General features: G+C 63.9%; 21 protein-coding genes. 12 read left to right on the top strand and 9 right to left on the bottom strand.

Features of this window, described 5'->3' with window-relative positions; translation table 11 throughout:
- The 7 genes from J7367_RS20900 to J7367_RS20930 all read right to left on the bottom strand — a co-directional run.
- A partial coding sequence (locus J7367_RS20900; protein WP_343124453.1) for a DNA gyrase modulator occupies window positions 1-316 on the bottom strand: 316 nt, incomplete at its 3' end.
- 360 nt (window positions 317-676) lie between these two features.
- Complete coding sequence (locus J7367_RS20905; RefSeq protein WP_057663257.1) at window positions 677-1,066, bottom strand: hypothetical protein; 390 nt, start codon at window positions 1,064-1,066, stop codon at window positions 677-679.
- A gap of 248 nt (window positions 1,067-1,314) precedes the next feature.
- A complete protein-coding gene (locus tag J7367_RS20910; protein ID WP_057663260.1) occupies window positions 1,315-2,325 on the bottom strand; it encodes a class 1 fructose-bisphosphatase in 1,011 nt (336 codons plus the stop codon).
- A gap of 420 nt (window positions 2,326-2,745) precedes the next feature.
- A complete protein-coding gene (locus tag J7367_RS20915; RefSeq protein WP_005921230.1) occupies window positions 2,746-2,982 on the bottom strand; it encodes a hypothetical protein in 237 nt (78 codons plus the stop codon).
- Complete coding sequence (locus J7367_RS20920) at window positions 2,979-3,965, bottom strand: hypothetical protein (RefSeq protein ID WP_244672355.1); 987 nt, start codon at window positions 3,963-3,965, stop codon at window positions 2,979-2,981. Before J7367_RS20920 ends, J7367_RS20915 begins: the two co-directional genes overlap by 4 nt.
- Before the next feature lie 4 nt (window positions 3,966-3,969).
- The gene (locus tag J7367_RS20925) at window positions 3,970-4,812 is read right to left on the bottom strand and encodes a hypothetical protein (RefSeq protein ID WP_081027960.1); all 843 of its coding nucleotides are present in this window, start codon (window positions 4,810-4,812) and stop codon (window positions 3,970-3,972) included.
- A gap of 118 nt (window positions 4,813-4,930) precedes the next feature.
- On the bottom strand, window positions 4,931-6,133 hold the full coding sequence (locus tag J7367_RS20930; protein WP_016849085.1) for an amino acid aminotransferase: 1,203 nt from the start codon (window positions 6,131-6,133) through the stop codon (window positions 4,931-4,933).
- Between the two features lie 156 nt (window positions 6,134-6,289).
- Here J7367_RS20930 and J7367_RS20935 point away from each other — a divergent pair, with 156 nt between their 5' ends.
- The 5 genes from J7367_RS20935 (at window position 6,290) to J7367_RS20955 (ending at window position 12,122) form a co-directional block, all read left to right on the top strand.
- A complete protein-coding gene (locus tag J7367_RS20935; protein WP_057663264.1) occupies window positions 6,290-8,428 on the top strand; it encodes a TonB-dependent receptor in 2,139 nt (712 codons plus the stop codon).
- 206 nt (window positions 8,429-8,634) lie between these two features.
- Window positions 8,635-8,931, top strand: a complete 297-nt coding sequence (locus J7367_RS20940; protein WP_057663267.1) for a hypothetical protein — start codon at window positions 8,635-8,637, stop codon at window positions 8,929-8,931.
- A 274-nt stretch (window positions 8,932-9,205) separates the two neighbouring features.
- Complete coding sequence (locus tag J7367_RS20945) at window positions 9,206-9,637, top strand: hypothetical protein (protein WP_244667842.1); 432 nt, start codon at window positions 9,206-9,208, stop codon at window positions 9,635-9,637.
- Window positions 9,638-10,019: 382 nt separating this feature from the next.
- Window positions 10,020-11,549 (top strand): aldehyde dehydrogenase, encoded by a 1,530-nt coding sequence (gene adh / locus J7367_RS20950; protein ID WP_057663306.1) that lies wholly within the window; start codon window positions 10,020-10,022, stop codon window positions 11,547-11,549.
- A 177-nt stretch (window positions 11,550-11,726) separates the two neighbouring features.
- A complete protein-coding gene (locus J7367_RS20955) occupies window positions 11,727-12,122 on the top strand; it encodes a DUF779 domain-containing protein (protein ID WP_057663272.1) in 396 nt (131 codons plus the stop codon).
- Between the two features lie 105 nt (window positions 12,123-12,227).
- Here the strand turns inward: J7367_RS20955 and J7367_RS20960 are convergent, their stop codons facing one another.
- Complete coding sequence (locus J7367_RS20960) at window positions 12,228-12,407, bottom strand: hypothetical protein (protein ID WP_022557861.1); 180 nt, start codon at window positions 12,405-12,407, stop codon at window positions 12,228-12,230.
- A gap of 184 nt (window positions 12,408-12,591) precedes the next feature.
- Between J7367_RS20960 and J7367_RS20965 the strand changes: the two genes are divergently transcribed.
- A complete protein-coding gene (locus J7367_RS20965; RefSeq protein ID WP_306766585.1) occupies window positions 12,592-12,957 on the top strand; it encodes a hypothetical protein in 366 nt (121 codons plus the stop codon).
- Window positions 12,957-13,916 carry a Ku protein gene (locus tag J7367_RS20970; RefSeq protein WP_057663275.1) on the top strand — a complete coding sequence of 320 codons (960 nt, stop codon included), beginning with the start codon at window positions 12,957-12,959 and terminating at the stop codon, window positions 13,914-13,916. The genes J7367_RS20965 and J7367_RS20970 overlap by 1 nt, the downstream gene beginning before the upstream one ends.
- A gap of 135 nt (window positions 13,917-14,051) precedes the next feature.
- Here J7367_RS20970 and lldD read toward each other — a convergent pair whose 3' ends face one another.
- The gene (gene lldD / locus J7367_RS20975) at window positions 14,052-15,218 is read right to left on the bottom strand and encodes an FMN-dependent L-lactate dehydrogenase LldD (protein WP_057663278.1); all 1,167 of its coding nucleotides are present in this window, start codon (window positions 15,216-15,218) and stop codon (window positions 14,052-14,054) included.
- Between the two features lie 385 nt (window positions 15,219-15,603).
- Here lldD and J7367_RS20980 point away from each other — a divergent pair, with 385 nt between their 5' ends.
- The 5 genes from J7367_RS20980 to J7367_RS21000 all read left to right on the top strand — a co-directional run bounded on the left by J7367_RS20980 (window position 15,604) and on the right by J7367_RS21000 (window position 20,449).
- Window positions 15,604-16,701 (top strand): serine hydrolase domain-containing protein, encoded by a 1,098-nt coding sequence (locus J7367_RS20980; RefSeq protein WP_057663310.1) that lies wholly within the window; start codon window positions 15,604-15,606, stop codon window positions 16,699-16,701.
- A gap of 85 nt (window positions 16,702-16,786) precedes the next feature.
- Window positions 16,787-17,986 (top strand): sensor histidine kinase, encoded by a 1,200-nt coding sequence (locus J7367_RS20985; RefSeq protein ID WP_057663283.1) that lies wholly within the window; start codon window positions 16,787-16,789, stop codon window positions 17,984-17,986.
- A complete protein-coding gene (locus J7367_RS20990) occupies window positions 17,983-18,615 on the top strand; it encodes a response regulator transcription factor (RefSeq protein WP_057663286.1) in 633 nt (210 codons plus the stop codon). Before J7367_RS20985 ends, J7367_RS20990 begins: the two co-directional genes overlap by 4 nt.
- 598 nt (window positions 18,616-19,213) lie before the next feature.
- Entirely contained in the window at window positions 19,214-19,612 is a 399-nt protein-coding gene (locus tag J7367_RS20995; RefSeq protein WP_057663290.1) for a hypothetical protein, read from the top strand.
- Window positions 19,613-19,900: 288 nt separating this feature from the next.
- Window positions 19,901-20,449: a hypothetical protein gene (locus J7367_RS21000; protein WP_042675311.1), complete on the top strand. Its 549-nt coding sequence runs from the start codon at window positions 19,901-19,903 to the stop codon at window positions 20,447-20,449.
- Window positions 20,450-20,530: the final 81 nt, after the last annotated feature.

Raw genomic sequence — 20,530 nt, forward strand, 5'->3', positions numbered from 1 at the left:
AATGGGCGGGGGGATTACCCCCCCAGGCGCCATCGGTCAGCACGCGCACGCCCACGCCGCTGGATTCGGCATTGACCACGTTCTCCACCTGCGCCTCGCGCGTGATCACGAACTGACGCAGATAGCGCCCCACCCGCACATCGCAGTAGCTGGCACCAGCCGCCTTGGCCGTGGTCAGTGCACTATCGGCCAGGCGTCGGTTGCGCGCGGCATCGGCCGGGGCGAGCAGTTGCTCGGCAGCGATCAGCCGTGTGTGCGGCAGCAGCAACCCGGCGGCACCGATGCCGGACAAGGTGAGGAAGGTACGACGATCCACGTGCGGTCTCTCCAATCGATGCGTGCAGCGCGAGAGGCGCACACCAGCATCCGAGCGTTACCGCGGACATCGATTTGGTCAAGTGCTACCGGTCTTCGATCCAAGCAATTGCCTGCAATACAAACCGAACTAGCCCGCATAAGCGAACGCGAGCAAGCGTGAATCGTGCGCATGGCGGTGGCCCGCGACGACGCAACCTTGCCTCGGCTGCGGATGTAGCAGCGCTCTAGCGGGGAGTGCGCTGTCCATCGTGCGCAGGGAACATCCGATGACATCTTCGGATCACTGCGCTGCGCATCGGCGCATGCGCATCATCGAACCGTTGCGCAGGGATGTTGACGCCGGCACTCCAGCGAAGTCTCAGGGCATCGCGCTGCGCCGAAGCTTTCGGTCCAGCAGATAGCCGAGTACGCCGCCCAATGTGATCGGCAGCAACGCGTAGATCGGGACGAAGATCAGCGCCAATGCCGACTGTGCATCGGCGCGTAAATCCAGGGTTGCATGCGCCCAGGCGAGCACTCCAAAGCCGATCAGGCACGGCACCAACAACGCAATCGGCCGGCGGTACAGGAAGCTGATGCCAAGCAGCGCACCCCAGGCGATGGCATTGAACCCACCCAACAACAGCCAACCGCCCAGGCCGACATCGGTGTATTGCCGTACCCACTTCAGCCCAAATGGCACGCGTGCTGCGTACGGCAATACCAAGCCGGTAAGCACGAGCAAGAGGCGAGCCCTAGCGAAGGTCATACACCGCTTTTCCTCTCTGTCGAAAAGAACACGCAACATCCAACACAGTATTAATGCACCGCCGGTGTCGTTGGTCGAATGAGCTGCCTGCGATGCCCGCCGCTTGCGGGCCGGCTCGCAGTGGCCAGCGCTCAGGCCTGCCTGCATGGAGATGATCCAGCAGCGGGGGGCATAAACCAAGACGCCCGCACTGGGCGGGTGTCTTGGTGGAATCCAGTTTGCGTGCCTTGCGAGCGGTGCCCGCAGCCTTACGCCTTGTCGGCATCCAGGTGATACCGCGTCGCTTCGGCCACTTCGTTCTTCGAGCCCAGGAACACCGGTACGCGCTGGTGCAGCTGTTGCGGCTGGATGTCGAGAATGCGTTCGCGCCCGGTGGTTGCCGCGCCGCCGGCCTGTTCCACCAGCATGCTCATCGGGTTGGCTTCGTACATCAGACGCAGCTTGCCCGGCTTGCTCGGGTCTTTTTTGTCCCACGGGTAGATGAAGATGCCGCCGCGGGTGAGGATGCGATGCACGTCGGCCACCATGCTGGCGATCCAGCGCATGTTGAAGTCCTTGCCGCGCGCGCCGTCCTTGCCGGCCAGCAGGTCGCCCACGTAGGCCTGCATCGCCGGTTCCCAGTGGCGTTGGTTGGACATGTTGATGGCGTATTCGGCGGTGTCTTCGGGCACGCGCATGTTGGCCTGGGTCAGCAGGAAGCTGCCTTCTTCGCGCTCCAGGGTGAAGGCGTGGGTGCCGTGGCCCAGCGTGAGGACCAGCATGGTGCTGGGGCCGTAGATGCAGTAGCCGGCGGCGACCTGTTGGGTGCCCGGCTGCAGGAAGTGCTCGTCGCCCGGCTTTTCGGTGCCCTTGGGCGCGCGCAACACCGAAAAGATCGTGCCCACCGAGACGTTGACGTCGATATTGGAGCTGCCATCGAGCGGGTCGAACAACAGCAGGAAATCGCCGCTGGGGTATTGGTCGGGCACCGGCTGGCTGTGGTCCATTTCTTCGGACGCGCACGCGGCCAAATGGCCGCCCCAGGCGTTGGCTTCGAGCAGGATGTCGTTGCTGAGCACATCGAGCTTTTTCTGTGCTTCGCCCTGCACGTTGCCGGTGCCGGCGTCGCCGAGCACGCCGCCCAGGGCGCCCTTGCTCACGGCGATGGAGATGCGCTTGCAGGCGCGCGAGACGATGGTGATCAGCTGGCGCAATTCCGCATCGATACGGCCGGCGTGTTGCTCTTCGATCAGGAAGCGGGTCAGCGAGGGACGCGACATGGGAACGGGCAGCCTGTGTAGGAAGTGAGCCGCCATTGTCGCGAGTGTGCCGTTAGATTTCGATCATCGGATGCGCGTTCCGCTCTGCAGCGACTGCAGGAGCGCCCCCATCCGCCCTGCGGGCACCTTCCCCCGCGCGCGGGGGAAGGGAGATTGCTGGGGGGTGCGTCGCACCCCTCGCACCTTATGTGGCCGGCGCCCGTTGCCGGTCGCTCTGTACACCAGCGGTGACGTATGACCGCGCTCACGCTTGCGGGAGAGGGCTGCGATGAGGATACAAGCGCCCCACGATCCTCCGCTTGGGACTGCGAATGGACAGAGAGCCAACGCGCCCCATGACGCGTCGCTTCAGCCCCGGCTGACGATGACCACGGCTGTAGCATCGATGCTCTGGTTCACCATCAAGAAAACCACTTGCACTCACGGAGAATATTTCTGCGCGCCGACAAGAATGGCGATGACCAGGATCGTGACGGCCGCGACCATTTCAACATGTCGGAGCCGGCCTTTCTCTTGCAGGCTTATCAAGCCAATGGAAGCGATTGAGAGTAAAATAGGGACAAAATAATAAGTATTGAGTTGTCTGAACTGCGTCGCCCACAGCGAGGCGAGGGAAAACAGCACCGCAATGATGCACAGGCTATGATTGTTCCTCACGGTCGGTTCTCCTGGTCGTCGCAGTCCTCGGCCTGGGCGGAACGCAAGCTGCCATCCTCGAGCGTGGACATGAAAAGTTTTTCATACGTCAATGGCTTGGTCCAGCGCCGCCGCAGATCACCTGCCATGAGTGCGGAAGCGCGAATCGATGCTGCACTCAAGCTGGATTCCATCGCCTTGATGGATGTCAATGCAAGCTCCCTGACACGGTTTTCCGCAATCGAACGCGTTGGCGTCCGGGACGGGACATCGTCAAGATAGTAGAAGATTGCCAGGGCCTTAGTCGGATCCTTGTTGACGACTTGCGATAGCAGTGGCCCGGCTGGCGTGGGGCCGCTTTCATAAGCGTGTGCCAGGGCGAGCATTGCGTTGACATCGCCCTGGTCTGCCAGCTTCCATGCAAAACCCTCTGCCAATTGGGAATATGCGTGAAAAGCCGTCCGATACTTTGCGGCGTCCGAAATTCCCAAGAAAGCAGACCCGCTGACGTAGCCTCTCATGGCGTTGAGGTTGCCCTTTTTCGCGGCGTCCTTCCATTTATCGATGGCGTCGCTGGCGTTTATCGAAATGCCGGCGCAATACTCCGCTCGCGAGCGGAGCGCCTCGAAATAGCCGGCGGCGCCCCGATTCTCCGTCTCAATCATCGCCAATACGTCGTCATACTGTCGCAGCAGTAGCAGGCACTGCTCATAGATGGCTGCCACATGGCATGCCGCTGCGGCATCCCCTCGTCTGGAGCGCATCTCCAGGTCGCTCAGCGACATCCTAGCGGGAACATTGCTGGCTGGAGCAGCGCCGGCAAATGCGCTATCCAATTTCAGCTCGGAATGTACGTCAATGACCTGATTAGAGGGCTGTCTCGATCGTTGTTCAGCAGGAAAAATTTCTAAGTCGCGAAAGAGGAAAATAATGAGAGCGACAGTAGCGAAAAATAAAAACAGCAGGGACCACCAGATCCCTGCTGATTTTCTTGAAAGTTTCATGCAATTAATAAGCAACTATATGGCAAATGACGCCATCTTTTGTGCTTGCGCATGTTATGCCTGTTCTCGTTCCAGATCCCGTAGGTTGGGTGAATCTAATGCCACTTCGATTAGCCCAGGCATAGAATTTATCCATATCTGCCTGGCTATTGCTGAAGTCGTAAGTGCGTGTGCCGCCTTCGCCTCCCGAAAAGTCAGATTTAGTTATTGGCACTATATTGCCACTGGAGTCGCGTTGGCTGTCTTTCACGCGGACCCAGGACTTAGTTTGGCTATCAAAAGTGTAAGTTGCAGTGCTTTTATCGTCAAAAATAAATTTTACCGTCAAATTCACGCCGCCTGGATTGAAGCCAGGGAAGGGGTTTACTATTTTCGCAGCTTCCGCTGCCCTTTGGAAAAAATCGGCCTTTGAATTTTCGATCGCACGGACTACTTGTTGCTCGCGCGACGGGTTATCTATGACGTCGTAAATGGACGTCGGGCGATTGGAGTCAGCTAGACCTACGGCGCTACTAGTTAGCATCCTTTCGCCATATGCATCGGCTAAAGTATTAACAAAGCCAAAAATCTGGGACTCTACAGTGCTCATGCTGACATGTTGAACAATGGTTTCGCCATCTGCCTCATAATTCCAGCTATAAATCCCCTTCATGACAGACCTTGATTGAGGATTTGCTACATACGCAGGTTGGCGAGCATTTCTGTATGCCCCGCTTTCAAAAATTAGTATATGCGAGACCATGAAACTCATTTCTGCTTCTGTACAACCATCACAGGTCTTTGTAACTGCCATCGCAGTGGGTGCGATAAAGAGACAGGGGAGGAGTAATGAGAGGGAAAGCCGCATTTTCGTATCCTTACGTTGGGTGTCCAATCACGAATTCATGGCTACATCAAAACTGCAAGAAAATTAATATTATAGTTCAAATAACAAAAGTTTAAGAACGCCTGATAGATGTCAACGCTCAGACGCGGCTGACAGTGGCCACGGCCTGGGCCACGTAGTCCAGGTTACGCTGGCTCAGTGCTGCCACGCAGATGCGGCCGGTGCCGACCGCGTAGATCGCGAACTCGTCGCGCAGGCGGTCCACCTGGGTCTTGGTCAGGCCCGAGTACGAGAACATGCCGGCCTGGCGCTGGATGAAGTCGAACTCCGGCGCACCCAGCGTGGCGAGTTTTTCCACCAGCCCGGCGCGCAGGGAATGGATGCGCTCGCGCATGTCGGTCAGTTCCTGCTCCCACAGATCGCGCAGCTCCGGGCTGGTCAGCACGCCGGCCACCAGGGCGGCGCCGTGCGTGGACGGGCTGGAGTAGATCGTGCGGATGATGCGCTTGACCTGCGACTGCACCGCCTTGGCCTCGGCGGCGGTGGCCGAGACCACCGACAGCGCGCCCACGCGCTCGCCATACAGCGAGAACGACTTGGAATAGGAACTGGCGACCACGTAGCTGTCGATGCCTTCGGCAGCCAGCAGGCGCACCGCATAGGCATCGGCCTCGATGCCCTTGTCGAAGCCCTGGTAGGCGATGTCGACGAACGGGAACAGGTTGCGTTCCTTCAACAGGCCGGCCACCTGCTTCCACTGTTCGCGGCTCAGGTCGGCGCCGGTGGGGTTGTGGCAGCAGGCGTGCAGCAGCACCACGGTGCCCGGTTCGAGCTTGGCCAGGTCGGCGAGCATGCCGTCGAAGTTCAGGCCATGGGTGGCGGCATCGAAGTAGGTGTAATCGACAACCTCGAAGCCGGCCGCGCCGAACACTGCGCGATGGTTTTCCCAGCTGGGGTTGCTGATGGCGATGGTGGCGGTGGGCAGCAGCTTCTTGAGCAGGTCCGCGCCCACGCGCAATGCGCCGCTGCCGCCGACGGTCTGCGAGGTCGCCACGCGGCCGGAGGTCACCAGCGCAGAGTCGGCGCCAAACAGTAGCTCCTGGGTGGCCTTGTCGTACGCGGCCAGGCCGTCGATGGGCAGATACCCGCGCGGTTTGGCGTCCTGCGCGAGCTGCTGCTCGATCTTGTGCACGGCGCGCAACAGCGGGATGCGCCCGTTTTCGTCGTAATAGATGCCCACGCCCAGGTTGACCTTGTTGGGGCGGCTGTCGGCGTTGTAGGCCTCGGTCAGGCCCAGGATGGGGTCGCCTGGAACCTGTTCCACGTTTGCAAAGAAGGACACGGCATGACTCGCTGAAGGACGAAAGAGTGGGGTACTTCCGGATCGTTGACCGCTGCTGGGCCAAACCACTTCATCGTAGCAGCCCATGGCCGGCGTAGCATGCTTCGTTCCGTACGCAACAATGCACTGACAGTACGGATGAGGGACACTAGGTGCATGTCCAGACTCACCTTGTTGGCCGCCGCCTGCGGCCTGTTCGCCACGGGCGCCACATCGCCTGTCCTGGCCGCCGATCCGGCGCCGCCCGCCGCCACATCGATCCAGCGCCTGCCCGCCGTGCAGGTGGACGCCGCGCGCGTGCGCGGGGTGGACGACTTCGACCTGCCGGCCTCGTTCACCGTGGTGGCGGCCGATGACGACAACCGCCGCGGCGCGCAGGTGTCCGAGTTGCTGGATGGCATCCCCGGCCTGGTGGCGCGCGACCGCCAGAACTACGCGCAGGACACCCAGCTGTCGATTCGCGGCTTTGGCGCGCGCTCCACCTTCGGCGTGCGTGGCGTGCGGCTGCTGGTGGACGGCATTCCGGCCAGCATGCCCGACGGCCAGGGCCAGCTGTCGCATTTCAACGTGCTGGGCGCCGAGCGGGTGGAAGTGCTGCGTGGGCCGTTTTCGGCGTTGTACGGCAACTCCTCCGGCGGCGTGCTGCAGCTGTGGAGCGCCGATGGCCACCCGGACGACCCGTGGCGGCTGCGCGCCACCTACGGCAGCAACGCCACCGTCAACGTCGGCGCGCAATTGCTCGGCCAGCAGGGCGCGGTGCATTACAACGTGGCCGCCAATCGTTTCGACACCGATGGCTTCCGCGCCCATAGCCGCGCCAAGCGTGACTCGGTCAACGCCAAGCTCGGCTTCGATCTGGCCGAGGGCAGCCGGCTGGACCTGGTGCTCAATCATCTGGACGCGCCCGATGCCCAGGACCCACTCGGCCTGACCCGCGCCCAGTTCAATGCCGACCCGGCACAGGCCACGTCGGTGGCCACCCAGTTCAATACCCGCAAGTCGGTGCGCCAGTCGCAGGCCGGGGCCATCTTCACCCAGCAATTGGATAACCAGACGTTGCGCTTGATGGCCTATGGCGGCCAGCGCAGCGTGGAGCAGTTCCTGGCGATCCCGGTGGCGGTGCAGCGCAACCCGCTGCATTCGGGCGGGGTGATCGATCTGGACAGCAATTACGACGGTGCCGATGCGCGCTGGGCCTGGCAAGGCGAGGCGCTGGGCCGGCCGCTGCAGCTGACCGTGGGTGCCAATGTCGACCGCCAGCGCCAGCACCGCACCGGTTACGAAAACTTCGTCGGCGATACCCTGGGCGTCAAGGGCGCACTGCGCCGTAACCAGCGCGATGAGGTCGAGAACGTGGACCAGTTCGCACAGCTGTGGTGGCAGTGGAGCGACCGCTGGGCGGCACTGCTGGGCGTGCGCCATAGCGAGGTGCGCTTCGAATCGGACGACCACTACATCGTGGGCCGCAATCCCGACGACAGCGGCCAGCGCGATTATTCGGCGACCACGCCGGTGGCCGGCATCGTGTTCCGCGCCGAAGAGGATCTGCGGTTTTACGCTTCGGTGGGACGCGGCTTCGAGACGCCCACCTTCAACGAACTGGGCTACCGCAGCGATGGCGGCGCCGGCCTGGCGCTGGACCTGGGTGCGGCCACCAGCCGCAACTACGAAGTGGGCAGCAAGTGGCGCGCGCAAAGCGGCGCGGCGCTGGAATTTGCGGTCTTCCGCGCCGACACCGACGACGAGCTGGCGGTGGCCAGCAATACCAATGGGCGCAGCACCTATCGCAACATCGGCGCGACGCGGCGCCAGGGCGCAGAGCTCAGCTGGCAGCAGCCGATCGGTGCCACCCAGCAGCTGCAGCTGGCCTATACCTTCGTCGATGCCACCGTGCGCGATGGCTATCTCACCTGTGCCAGCAGCGGCTGCGCCACGCCCACCGCAGCGGTGGCCAGCGGATCGCGCCTGCCTGGCGTGCCGCGTCAGCAGCTATTTGCGCGCTGGCAATGGCAGCCGGCGCAGTGGCAATTCGCCGCGGAATCGGTGGCCTCCGGCGCCACCGTGGTGAACGACCTGGCCACCGAACGTGCACCCGGCTACGCGCTGGTCAACCTGGAAGCCTCCCGGCGCTGGAGCACCACACAAGGCGCTTTGCGCACCTTCGCACGCATCGACAATGTGCTGGACCGGCAGTACGTGGGCTCGGTCATCGTCAACGATGGCAATGGCCGCTATTACGAGCCCGGCCCGGACCGCACCTACACGGTGGGGCTGCAGTGGGATTTTGGCGGCTGAGAAACATTCCAGCACCATCCCACCACGCACCGTGGCTTTGTGGGAGTGTCCCCGGGCGTGATGGCGCCAGCCCGATCACGCCCCAGCCCCACATAACACACCACCAATCGTCGTCACCACCGTCGCAGACGTGCCGTCGTAGGAGCGCCCCCGGGCGCGACGAGGCTTTCCGATCAGACCCGCTCCCCACCCCATCCCGCACCAGCATGATCGTCATCGACCACGCCCCTGCCGACTGGTTCCTTCTCTCCGAGGGCGATTGTTATTGGCTGGAGATCAACTGCTCGATCTCGGCCGCCGGCTTTTTGATCCTGCTGCGGTTGAACGCCACCGAGCGTACCGCCGTGCTGGCGGGCCCGCATGCCGCGTGCGCAACGTTAGCGGCCCAGGTTCAAGCCCGGCCACACGACTACGCTGCACGCGACAGCAGCGCGGCCGACGGCAAGCGTGTGCTTGCGGCAGTGCGCGAATGGCGTGCGACAGCAAGTAAGGCGGCCGGCTAGTACGCTGTTGCGCCGTGCCGATGGGACCGGCCGTTCACCGGATTGAGGGTTGCGCTGCCGCCTGTGCATGCGCGCACCGCGTTGCGCTGTGGTAGACAGCCTCCCGTGCGCGTGCGAGCAGATCGGCAGGGAGCCAGGCACTGTCGAACGGCATGCTAGCCTCTGCCACGCACTCACGGCATGGAGCGCGACGATGATGGTCTGCAAGCGAACGATCATCGTGGCGGCGGCCGGCCTGTCGGTCTGCAACGCGGCGTGGGCAGACCATGTGGACATGCGCATCGTGCGCGACTATCCGGCCGGCACCCCGGCCGTTGCCCACATACACGCCTGGTTGCAGCAGCAATCCAGACTGGGGACGCAGCCCAGGCAAGCGCCGCCGCCAGCCGCCGCCGCAGCGCTGGGCGCGGTGCGCATCAGCACCGCCAGCTTCGATCGCCCGTTGAATACGCGTGTCGATAACATCAGCAACGCGGCGCCGCTGCCGGCACGCGGCCAGCCGCGCGACGACATCACGATCGACGCCTGCAATACAGGCAGACGCTATCGCTGGGTTTATTCCTGGGAACAGTCCGGCCAGAGTGCGGCGTGGCAGCTGCGCTCCTATCGGCTCCAAACGGTAACCGACTGCCAGGCGCCACCGGAGGCGTCCATGGCCATCGATACGGCAGCAGAACACGATATTGGGGTAACCGACAGACCTTAGCGTGGTTGGCAGCGTCAGCTCGATGAATGCACAGGCATCGCAGCCGTGCCATCGGCCATTCCCATGTTGATTGAATCGGTGTGCTTGCTACGTGCGTTGCATGCCTGAACTGTCGCCGATGTCGGTGCGTTAGTGCCTCACTTGCCACAATGCTTTGCGACGTCCGCCAGAAGCGGCGGCCAGACGAAACGGCGAGGCATGAGCCGTCACGCTGCAGCGCCCTCGGCATCAGGCCGATGACGCGCCGCAGCGCATTTTCGCGAAAATGGCAGGGTCAATCCCAGTTCCACGATGACGCAGCGCAACAGCATCGCAGATGACATTGCGCTAGCACTTGCGCGGGTATACACGTTCGCATCGGACCACTCTTCCAGGAGTCATGATGAACGCGCAACCTGCCACCAAGCCGCTCAACACCGATCCGCAGTCGATCTTCAAGCCGCGCTACGACAACTTCATCGGCGGTGTTTGGGTCGCGCCGAAGGGTGGTCAGTATTTCGACAACACCACGCCGATCAACGGCAAGGTCCTCACCTCGATCGCGCGCTCCACTGCACCGGATATCGAGGCGGCGCTGGATGCCGCGCACGCAGCCAAGGACACGTGGGGCAAGACCTCCACCACCGAGCGTTCCAACATATTGCTCAAGATCGCCGACCGCATCGAACAGAATCTCGAACTGCTCGCGTACGCCGAGACCTGGGACAACGGCAAGCCGGTGCGCGAAACGCTCAATGCCGACGTGCCGTTATGCGTGGACCACTTCCGCTATTTCGCTGGCGCCATCCGCGCGCAGGAAGGCGGCATTTCCGAGATCGACAGCGACACCATTGCCTACCATTTCCACGAGCCCTTGGGCGTGGTGGGGCAGATCATCCCGTGGAATTTCCCGCTGCTGATGGCGTGCTGGAAACTCGCACCGGCTCTGGCTGCCGGTAACTGCGTGGTGATGAAACCGGCAGAGCAGACGCCCGCCTCGATCCTGGTGTTGATGGAACTCATCGGCGACCTGCTACCGCACGGCGTGTTGAACGTGGTCAACGGCTTCGGCCTGGAGGCTGGCAAGCCGCTGGCCAGCAACCCGCGCATCGCCAAGATTGCGTTCACCGGCGAAACCACCACCGGCCGGCTGATCATGCAGTACGCCAGTCAGAACCTGATTCCGGTGACGCTGGAGCTGGGTGGCAAGTCGCCCAACATCTTCTTTGCCGATGTCATGGCCGAGGACGACGATTTTCTCGACAAGGCGGTGGAAGGCTTTGTGCTGTTCGCCTTCAACCAGGGCGAGGTGTGTACCTGCCCGTCGCGCGCGCTGATCCAGGAATCCATCTACGACGCTTTCATGGAGAAGGCGCTCGCGCGCGTGGCCGCGATCAAGCAGGGCAATCCGCTCGATCCCAACACCATGGTCGGCGCGCAGGCGTCCAGCGAACAGTTGGAAAAAATCCTCTCCTACATCGACATCGGCAAGCAGGAAGGTGCCGAAGTGTTGATCGGCGGCGAGCGCAATACGCTCGATGGCGATCTGGCCGAGGGTTTTTACGTCAAGCCCACGGTGTTCAAAGGCCACAACAAGATGCGCGTGTTCCAGGAGGAGATCTTCGGCCCGGTGGTCTCGGTCACCACCTTCAAGGACGAGGCCGACGCGCTGGCGATCGCCAACGACACGCTGTACGGCCTGGGTGCCGGTGTCTGGAGTCGCGACGCTTCGCGCCTGTATCGGATGGGCCGTGCGATCCAGGCTGGCCGCGTGTGGACCAATTGCTATCACGCCTATCCTGCGCATGCTGCATTCGGGGGCTACAAGCAGTCGGGTATCGGCCGCGAGAATCACAAGATGATGCTCGACCACTATCAGCAGACCAAGAACCTGTTGGTGAGCTATTCGCCGAAGGCGCTGGGGTTTTTCTAAAGAGACCTGCGTGGCTGATCGTATCGATGGATGCGCACACGAAGGCCCGCCGGCCTCGTTCCGTTGCACCATCGATGCGAAGGCATGCACACAGTCTCCGCGTGCATGCACGCCCGCACACAATGGCGAGCGTATGGTGTTCGACAAGGCGGCCGCAGTGGCCGTGGGAGTTAGCCGATGCAAGACAGCACCACACGCGTTGAGCTGCCGGCGCAGGTCACGGCCACGCTGGCGGCATTGCAACTGATCGACAAGCTGCGTGCTCAGCACGGTGATGTGTTGTTTCATCAATCCGGCGGCTGTTGCGATGGTTCCTCGCCGATGTGTTTTGCGGTTGGCGAGTTCATCGTCGGCGACCGCGACGTATTGCTGGGCGAGATTGGCGGCGCGCCGTTCTACATCAGCGCGCCGCAATTCGAATATTGGAAGCACACCCAGCTCATCATCGATGTGGTGCCGGGGCGCGGTGGCATGTTCTCGCTGGAAAACGGCGAAGGCGTGCGCTTCCTGGTGCGGTCGCGGCTGTTCGACGATGATGAATTCGCTCGATTGCAACACGCCGGCCGGGCGTGAGCGAGGTGGCATGAGGTTTACCGCAGTGGCCACGACGTGGCCTGGTGCCTGTGGGTTTGCCTTGCGACATCACGCTTTTAGCCAAATAACTGTCAGGAATGCCCGTTAGGCATCGGTCCCCGTTGATGGCGCGCTTCCCGGCTTCTTGGCCGGCGTCCGGTCATCGGCTGGAATCAGGCGCCCCGGTGCATCGCCAGCGCCGCGATCTTCATAGTGTTCGGCATCGCGCTTGCCGTGCTGTTCGCCCGGCTGGCTGGGTTGGTCGCGTAAAGGGTCGCGAGACATGGCGCACTCCTGACAGCAAGATGGGCAAGCAGTTCACCGCGCCTGCGGTGAAGGGCGCGCAAATCGCGCTGTGCAAGCGAATTTCTCACGCATGGCTCACGGCAGCGGCGTTACTGATGTCAGCCCTCAATGCCGCACCGTGGAGCCGCCCATGCGCCCCCAGGATCGCCGTCCCGACCGTCGCCTGTTCAGTGCCCATGTCGAGCCCGCTCCATCCAGGCGCGCGCACCGCAGTGCACGCATGCCGGACACCGCTGGCGTGGCGCAGGACTTCCACTGCTACAGCCTGGCCGACTACCAGCGCCGCCGTCGGCGTGGTGGGCCCACCTGGCGCGATTTATCGCCGGCCTATGCGTTTGCGCGGATCACCCATGCCGCCGACTGGCCGCGTGGAGCCGATATCGACTGTGAGCAGGCCCTGGCTGCGCAGTGGGACAGCATGCGTGGAGCCTCGCGACTGGACTGGCCGCATGTGCGCGACATTGTCGAAGATGCCTGGCTTGCCCTGGACCACATTCCCGAAGCCGCAATTCATGGAGCAGCGCACTGATGGCCCGACCGATCTGGACCGGCACCCTTTCCTTCGGCTTGCTCAACGTGCCGGTGTCGTTGATGTCGGGCGAGCGCAAGGTGGATCTGCATTTCCGGATGCTGGATTCGCGCGACAAAAAACCGATCCGCTTCGAACGCGTCAATGCCGACACCGGCGACGAGGTGCCGTGGAAGGAGATCGTCAAGGCGTTCGAATACGACAAGGGCAGCTACGTCATCGTCGAAGAACAGGATATCCGCTCTGCCGCGCCGGAAAGCCATGAAACGGTGGAGGTGGAAACCTTCGTCGACGCAGCCGACATCGACCCACGCTATTTCGAAAAGCCCTACATCCTGGTGCCGGGCAAGAAGGCCGAAAAAGGGTACGTGCTCTTGCGCGAAACCTTGCGCGACACCGGCAAGGTGGGCATTGCCAAGGTGGTGATCCGCACCCGCGAGTATCTGGCGGCGGTGATGCCGCAGGGCGATGCATTGATCTTGTTGCTGCTGCGTTATCAGCAGGAGGTGGTGGACCCGCAGGATTTCAAGCTGCCGGCCGGTGCGGTGGGCGAGTATCGCATCACGCCCAAGGAACAGGAGATGGCCAAGCAGCTGATCGAGTCGATGTCCGGCACCTGGCAGCCGGAGGATTACCACGACGAATTCCGCGGCAAGCTGGAAAAAATCCTGCGCAAGCGCATCCAGGAAAAGGGCGGCACCACCACCGTGGACGTCGAGCCCGCTCAGCACGAAGACGCCACCACCAACGTGGTGGACTTCATGTCGTTGCTGCAGAAGAGCCTGCAGGCCAATACGCGCACGCCAGCCAAGAAATCCAGCACGGCCGACACGGCAAGCGCACCTGCCAAGAAAACGGCAGCCAAAAAAGCGGCGAAGAAAGCCGTCAAGAAGACCGCAGGCAAGGCGACCAAGAAGACTGCGGCCAAGACGGCCGCGCCCAGGCGCAAGGCGGGGTAGGCAGGTTCGCAGAACGGACTGCAAGCGTGGCATCCCCGCCGATGGCGCGCGCTTCAGCGCGACCGGTGATGACTTTCGGTCTGCTGCCTAGCGAACCGCTCACAACAGTCGATTACGCGCTACGGTTCAGCGGCTTTAAGGCGAGATCGCATCGGCCCGCTCGCGCGTCACCCGGCTCAACGCATCGGCGCTGATGTCGGCGATGGAATGCGTGCCGGTCAGCGTCATCGCCACGCGCATTTCCTTTTCGATCAAGGTCAGCAGGTTTTCCACGCCGGCCTGCCCACCGGCCGCCAACGCGTAGACGAACGCGCGCCCCAGCAGTACCGCATCGGCACCGAGCGCGAGCATGCGCACCACGTCCAGCCCGCTGCGGATGCCCGAATCGGCCAGAATCTTCAGCTCGCCCTTCACCGCATCGGCAATGGCCGGCAGCGCGCGTGCGCTGGACAGCACGCCGTCGAGCTGACGGCCGCCGTGGTTGGAGACCACGATGCCGTCGGCGCCGAAGCGCACCGCATCGCGTGCGTCCTCCGGATCCAGGATGCCCTTGATCACCATTGGCCCGGTCCAGAATTCGCGGATCCATTCCAGGTCTTTCCAGGCGATGGACGGGTCGAAGTTGGCGCCCAGCCAGCCGATGTAATCCTGCAGGCCGGTGGGGCTGCCGCGATAGGCGGAGATGTTGCCCAGATCGTGCGGCTTGCCGAGCAGGCCCACGTCCCACGCCCAACGCGGATGCGTCACCGCCTGCAGCATGCGCCGCAGCGAGGCGTTGGGCCCGCTCATGCCCGAATGCGCATCGCGGTAGCGCGCACCGGGCGTGGGCATGTCCACGGTGAACACCAGCGTGGTCACGCCCGCCGCCTTGGCGCGCTCCAGCGCATTGCGCATGAAGCCGCGGTCCTTGAGCACATAGAGCTGGAACCACATTGGCCGTTCGATGGCCGGCGCCACTTCTTCGATCGGGCACACCGACACCGTGGACAGGGTGAACGGAATGCCGCGCGCGGCCGCCGCACGCGCGGCCTGCACTTCGCCGCGGCGTGCATACATGCCGGTGAGGCCGACCGGCGCCAATGCCACCGGCATCGCCAGGGTTTCGCCGAACAGCTCGGTGCTCAGGCGCAGATCCGACATATTGCGCAGCACCCGCTGGCGCAGCGCCACATCGGCCAGGTCCGAGACATTGTGCCGCAAGGTGTGCTCGGCATACGCGCCGCCATCGATGTAATGGAACAGGAAGGGCGGCAGGCGTGCTTCGGCGGCGGCGCGGTAGTCGGAAGCGGCGGAAATGATCATCGAAGACGGGACGGCAGCGGCAGGGGAGCCGCCGAGTGTAAGACCATCGGTGGCAGGTGGACCGCTGCGGCGGCAGGTCGCACGCGCTGCACGCGGCGTTTCGTCGGGCGCATGGGCGGTTTGGTCGCATCGCGCTGGCATCGGCACGGATCGGTTGCAAGACTTGCGCATGCTGCCGCAGCGGCGCTGGCGCTTGCCGGCGCCGCCCACGGGGCATCTGAGCAACCACATCACGGACGGAGGGCGCCATGCGTGCAGGCAAAGCAGGGGGATGGGCGGTACGGGCGGGCTGGCGATCGGTGCGCTTTGCAGTGGTCAGGCGTGGGCGGGCGGGCCAGGTCAGCCGCCCGCGCCGGACGCCATCACGCGCACACTCCAGCAACGCATGGACGCCGCCGGCATCGTCGGCCTGGGCGCGGCGATCATCCGCGACCGCAAGGTGGTCTGGACCGGCGGCGTCGGTTTTGCCGACCGCGCGCGCGGCACGCCGTTCACGCCCGACACCGTCATGAACATCGGCTCGATCAGCAAGACCGTGACCGGCGTGGCGCTGATGCAGGCGGTGCAGGACGGCAAGCTGGCGCTGGATGCGGACATCAACCGCTATCTGCCGTTCGCCGTGCGCAACCCGCAGTTTCCGGGCGTGCCGATCACGCTGCGGCAACTGGCCACGCATACTTCCAGCCTGACCGACCGCTGGGAGGTCTATCGCGATACCTATCGCTGGCAAGGCCTGCCGGTCGCGCCGCTGGGCGACTTCTTGCGCGGCTACCTGGCGCCCGGCGGGCGCGACTACCAGACGCAGAACTACCTGCCGGTCAAACCCGGCACGCATCGCGAATACTCCAACATCGGTGCCGGCCTGGCGGGCTACATCGTCGCGCGTGCGGTGGGCCAGTCGCTGGAGCGCTACACGCACACGCGCATCTTCGCGCCGCTGGGCATGCAGCACACCGCCTGGCATGCGGCCGATCTGCCGGCCGCCGCGCAGGCCACGCTGTATGTGAGCCAGTTCGGCGTGAGCGTGCCGATCCCGCCGTACGAACTCACCACCTACCCCGACGGCGGCGTGCGGACCAGCGTCAACGACCTTTCCAGGCTGTTCATCGCCCTGCTCGATGGCGGGCAGTACCAGGGCGTGCGCATCCTGGACGCCACCACCACCGCACAGATGCTGCGCTTCCAGTACACAGCCGCCAACACGCCCGACAACGTCGCCTTGAACGAGAAGAACTCCGGCATCTTCTGGTCCACCAAGTACAACGTCACCCGCATCGGCCACGGCGGCTCGGACCCGGGTGTGCACACCGAAATGCTGTCGGATCTGGCGCACGACAATGCGGTGGTGCTGATCAGCAACACCTCCCTGGACAGCGGCGATGCCAGGGTCAATGCGCAGCTCTTCGACGATCTGTGGGCGTATGCCGTGGAGCTCAGGGAGCAGGCGGCCTCCGTTGCCGGCCGTCGCCCCGCACCGGATTGAGCGCAGCCAGCAGAACGGAAGCGGACAGGGCATGACGTGCGGCGACGGGGTGGGTGGGATGCCGGTGTGTGCGCGCACTGCAGCCATGCCAGGGGCCGCAGGACATCGATCCCACCTGCCAGAAGTCACCTTCTGCCTGCGCACCATTGCCGAGCGCCTGCATGGCGGTCAGCATCGCCGCATGAATTCTTCCTTCTGCCACCTGTTGCACCCCTTGCGTCTGGCCGCCGCGTTCACCATTGCCGCGGTCGCGCTGTCGTTCATGCCCGATGCGTCGGCCCACGGTGCCTGGCGCTGGGGCGTGCTGGCCGGCTTCACCGCATTGTTCGTATTGCACACCGTATTGCCGCAAACGCATGCATTGCGCACGGTGGCCACCCTGCTGCAGGCGGCGTTGGCATTGCTGCTGGTCTGGATGGAGCCGCGTGCCGGCACCGCGCCGGTCCTGCTGGTGATGCTGGTGGCGCAGGCGGGCATGACCTGGCCGCCGTTGCGCGTGCTGCTGCTGGCGCTGGCGTTGAACGCGGGCATGTACGCGGTGCTGGTGCACGCAGGCTTCGATCGCGCCTTGTTGATCGTGAGCATCTATGCCGGCTTCCAGGCTTTCGCCGCACTCACCGCGCATTACGCCCGCAGTGCCGAGCGGGCGCGCGACGCCTTGGCCTACGTCAACGTCGATCTGCTGGCTACCCGCGCGTTGCTGGCCGACAGTGCGCGCGATGCCGAGCGTTTGCGGCTGGCGCGCGAGTTGCACGATGTAGCCGGGCACAAGCTCACCGCCATGCGCATCAACCTGCGCCTGCTCAGCGCCGACCCGGCCCTGGCGCAGCGCGACGAGGTGGCGGTGGTGGAACAGTTGTCGGCCGAACTGCTGTCGGACATCCGCAACGTGGTGCAATCGCTGCGCGACGACCAGGGCCTGGACCTGCAGACTGCCTTGCGTGCACTGGCCGCCCCGTTCCCGCGCCCGACGCTGCGCCTGCAGATCGATGCCGACGTGCGTGTCACCGATGCGCGCGTGGCCGAGTTGCTGCTGCGGCTGGTGCAGGAAGCGCTGACCAACGCCGTTCGGCATGCCGACGCCGATGAAGTGGCCGTGCACCTGCATTGCGAAGGCGCACAGCTGCACGTGGACATCTGCGACGATGGCCGCCGCGCCGAGCGCATCCGCGAAGGCAACGGCATTACCGGCATGCGCGAACGCCTGGCCGCATTGCACGGCCAGCTGGACCTTGGCCGCACACCCACGGGCGGCATGCACCTGATCGCGAGACTACCGGTATGAGTTCACGTCGTATTGCCCTGGCCGACGACCAGATCCTGGTGCGCGCCGGCCTGCGCGCGTTGCTGCAGCAGCAGGGCGTGGAGGTGGTGTGCGAGGCCGACGACGGCCAGGGCCTGCTGGATGCGCTCGCCATCCACACCGTGGACGTGGTGCTCAGCGACGTCCGCATGCCCGGCCTGGACGGCATCCAGGCACTGGAGCACCTGCGCGCCCGCGGCGACCGCACCCCGGTGCTACTGCTCACCACCTTCGACGACAGCGACCTGCTGCTACGCGCCAGCGAGGCCGGCGCGCAGGGCTTCCTGCTCAAGGACGCCGCCCCGGAAGACCTGCGCGAGGCGATCGAGCGCGTCGCCGCAGGCGACACCCTGCTGCAGCCGGTCAGCACCGACCCGGTGCGGGCCCGCTACCAGTTCCGCGACCAGCAGGCCCCGCGCGAGACCTTCAGCGAGCGCGAGGTGGCGATCCTGCGCCTGCTGGCCGGCGGCTATTCCAACAAGGAGATCGCCCGCACCCTGTTCCTGGCCGAAGGCACGGTGAAGAACTACGTCTCCACCATCCTGGAAAAGCTGGGCACCCGCGACCGCACGCGGGCGGTCTTGAAGGCGATCACGTTGCGGGTGATTTGAGGGCGGGGATTCGGGAATCGGGAATCGGGAATCGGGATTCGGGATTCGGGATTCGGAAAAGCGGGCAGGTGGGGACCGGATCGGAATGCGCCTAGAGCAAAGAGAACCTAAGCCCCTCTCCCCTCGGGAGAGGGGTTGGGGTGAGGGCACGGCGGAAGACAGCCAACTCGAACAAGCTCAGCCATGGCCTGAACTTGCAGTCGGTCTTACCGGTCGATTCCGCCTTGCATTCCAGAACAGCGCGCATCGTCATCCTGCAACTACGCGCTGCCTTCTCCGAACGGAGAGGAGACCAAAGTCTGCATGCTGCCCGATACGAAGCAAGCCCCTCTCCCCCCGGGAGAGGGGTTGGGGTGAGGGTGCGGGTGACGCCAATGGGTGTCGTTGCGCCCCCATGTAGTCTTTCTCCAACGTCGAACTGGCCCAATCCTGCCTTCCTAGGTGACTGTTCCATAAGGATTTATAGGCAGCCGTCAGCATCGACCAGCAACCGTAAGGTTGCCGTCAGGTCAGGCGCGGGCCCACGCACGAAGGTGATCCGGCGGCCAGCGACGCCGCCCGGGGACGCGCCGCGCTCCGGTCTGCTGCGGAGTCCGTCATGCGCCTGGTTCGAATCCTCATCGTGCTGATCGTCATGCTGTGCGCCAGCGCCTGGGGGGCGTCGACCCAGGCCGAATTGCCGGTCAGTTGGCCCCGCGCAGCCTTGCCGACCCAAGCGGTCGCCGAACGCGACATGCGGGTCGTCGTGGGATGCGCGTCGGCAGTGCAGGGAACCGCTGCCCATGCCTGCGATCGACTGATCAGGCGCTTCGATGGAGAAGGTTGCCGGCAAGGTCTGGCGAGTCGCCCACGCCAGGTCGGCCAAACCGATGACCCTGAACGCGCGGGCATCGGCACGGGCACGGCCGGCACGTGGTCGAGCCGTGGCCAGATCAAGCCGGCTTTCAGCAACGGAACCGAGCGCGACGAGCGGCTGCGCAGGTCGGCCGACATCTAGCCACGCTCCTATGGGTACCTGGGATGCACCACGCCCGCAGCGGCGGCTAGGAGCAGGCGCCACGCAGTGCATGCGGCGCCAGATCGATGCCGCGTGCGGGCAGCAGCACGCCGTCATCCTGCAGGATCGGGCGACACGCGCTAATGCGCAGCAACACGTTCGATCCGAAGGAACGTATAAAGACGCAAGGCCGCATGGAGCGGCCATGCTGGTGTGCCGCGTTGAGGAAGTGACACGATGGGCAGGTATCGGATTGGCTGCGCCGTTTTGGCTATCGCATGTTTGCTCATGGCCGCCACCGGCTGTGCAAAGCAGCCGACGTTATCGTCGCGACTGATCGTGACCGTCGACGCGCCGATGCTGGAACAAGGGGGCGCGGTCATCGTGTCGGCGCGTCCGATTGCCGATCGCCAGTGGCGCCTGCTTGAGGGCGCCAGGTCAACCAAAGCCGGGTACGAGAAAGAATTTCAAGTCACCGTCGCCTCACCAGCATCGATCATCGAGCTGCATTACCCTGAAAGCGGAACCTATAGCTTCAAGCTTCAGCCGGCAGCACGTGCCAAAACACATCCTCTCCAATCGCGTCGGGTGCTGATCGGCCAGGCCGACCTGACGGATCCGCAGACAAAACGCCAAGTGCATTGGCCTTCGATGAGTGTTGTCCATGTCAGCGGCACCGCCTACCCGGAAGGGTGGGCGCGCATTCTAGCGTCCACGTTCGACGTGCCTTTCAAAAGCGATGCGCCAGACAACTATGTGATATCCAGTTTTCCTGCCGGTCGCGTGATTGCCCTGACGCCCAAGGCAATCGATACCTACGTTCGGGACACCAACTGAGCACCTGCCTGCAGGCGCATCGCGCGTGCAGGAGGTCCGCGGCGGCCGGGTCTCTTATCGTGTGCGACTGAGCCATCGCTC

This window comes from Xanthomonas sp. D-36-1, assembly GCF_017746155.1.
Lineage (GTDB): Bacteria > Pseudomonadota > Gammaproteobacteria > Xanthomonadales > Xanthomonadaceae > Xanthomonas > Xanthomonas cissicola.

Bases quoted from the DNA above. Each gene is read 5' to 3' on its own strand.
- J7367_RS20905 (WP_057663257.1), bottom strand. From the start codon at position 1,066: ATGACCTTCGCTAGGGCTCGCCTCTTGCTCGTGCTTACCGGCTTGGTA.
- J7367_RS20910 (WP_057663260.1), bottom strand. From the start codon at position 2,325: ATGTCGCGTCCCTCGCTGACCCGCTTCCTGATCGAAGAGCAACACGCC.
- J7367_RS20920 (WP_244672355.1), bottom strand. From the start codon at position 3,965: ATGAAACTTTCAAGAAAATCAGCAGGGATCTGGTGGTCCCTGCTGTTT.
- J7367_RS20925 (WP_081027960.1), bottom strand. From the start codon at position 4,812: ATGCGGCTTTCCCTCTCATTACTCCTCCCCTGTCTCTTTATCGCACCC.
- J7367_RS20935 (WP_057663264.1), top strand. From the start codon at position 6,290: ATGTCCAGACTCACCTTGTTGGCCGCCGCCTGCGGCCTGTTCGCCACG.
- J7367_RS20940 (WP_057663267.1), top strand. From the start codon at position 8,635: ATGATCGTCATCGACCACGCCCCTGCCGACTGGTTCCTTCTCTCCGAG.
- J7367_RS20945 (WP_244667842.1), top strand. From the start codon at position 9,206: ATGCGCATCGTGCGCGACTATCCGGCCGGCACCCCGGCCGTTGCCCAC.
- adh (WP_057663306.1), top strand. From the start codon at position 10,020: ATGAACGCGCAACCTGCCACCAAGCCGCTCAACACCGATCCGCAGTCG.
- J7367_RS20955 (WP_057663272.1), top strand. From the start codon at position 11,727: ATGCAAGACAGCACCACACGCGTTGAGCTGCCGGCGCAGGTCACGGCC.
- J7367_RS20960 (WP_022557861.1), bottom strand. From the start codon at position 12,407: ATGTCTCGCGACCCTTTACGCGACCAACCCAGCCAGCCGGGCGAACAG.
- J7367_RS20970 (WP_057663275.1), top strand. From the start codon at position 12,957: ATGGCCCGACCGATCTGGACCGGCACCCTTTCCTTCGGCTTGCTCAAC.
- lldD (WP_057663278.1), bottom strand. From the start codon at position 15,218: ATGATCATTTCCGCCGCTTCCGACTACCGCGCCGCCGCCGAAGCACGC.
- J7367_RS20980 (WP_057663310.1), top strand. From the start codon at position 15,604: ATGGACGCCGCCGGCATCGTCGGCCTGGGCGCGGCGATCATCCGCGAC.
- J7367_RS20985 (WP_057663283.1), top strand. From the start codon at position 16,787: ATGCCAGGGGCCGCAGGACATCGATCCCACCTGCCAGAAGTCACCTTC.
- J7367_RS20990 (WP_057663286.1), top strand. From the start codon at position 17,983: ATGAGTTCACGTCGTATTGCCCTGGCCGACGACCAGATCCTGGTGCGC.
- J7367_RS20995 (WP_057663290.1), top strand. From the start codon at position 19,214: ATGCGCCTGGTTCGAATCCTCATCGTGCTGATCGTCATGCTGTGCGCC.
- J7367_RS21000 (WP_042675311.1), top strand. From the start codon at position 19,901: ATGGCCGCCACCGGCTGTGCAAAGCAGCCGACGTTATCGTCGCGACTG.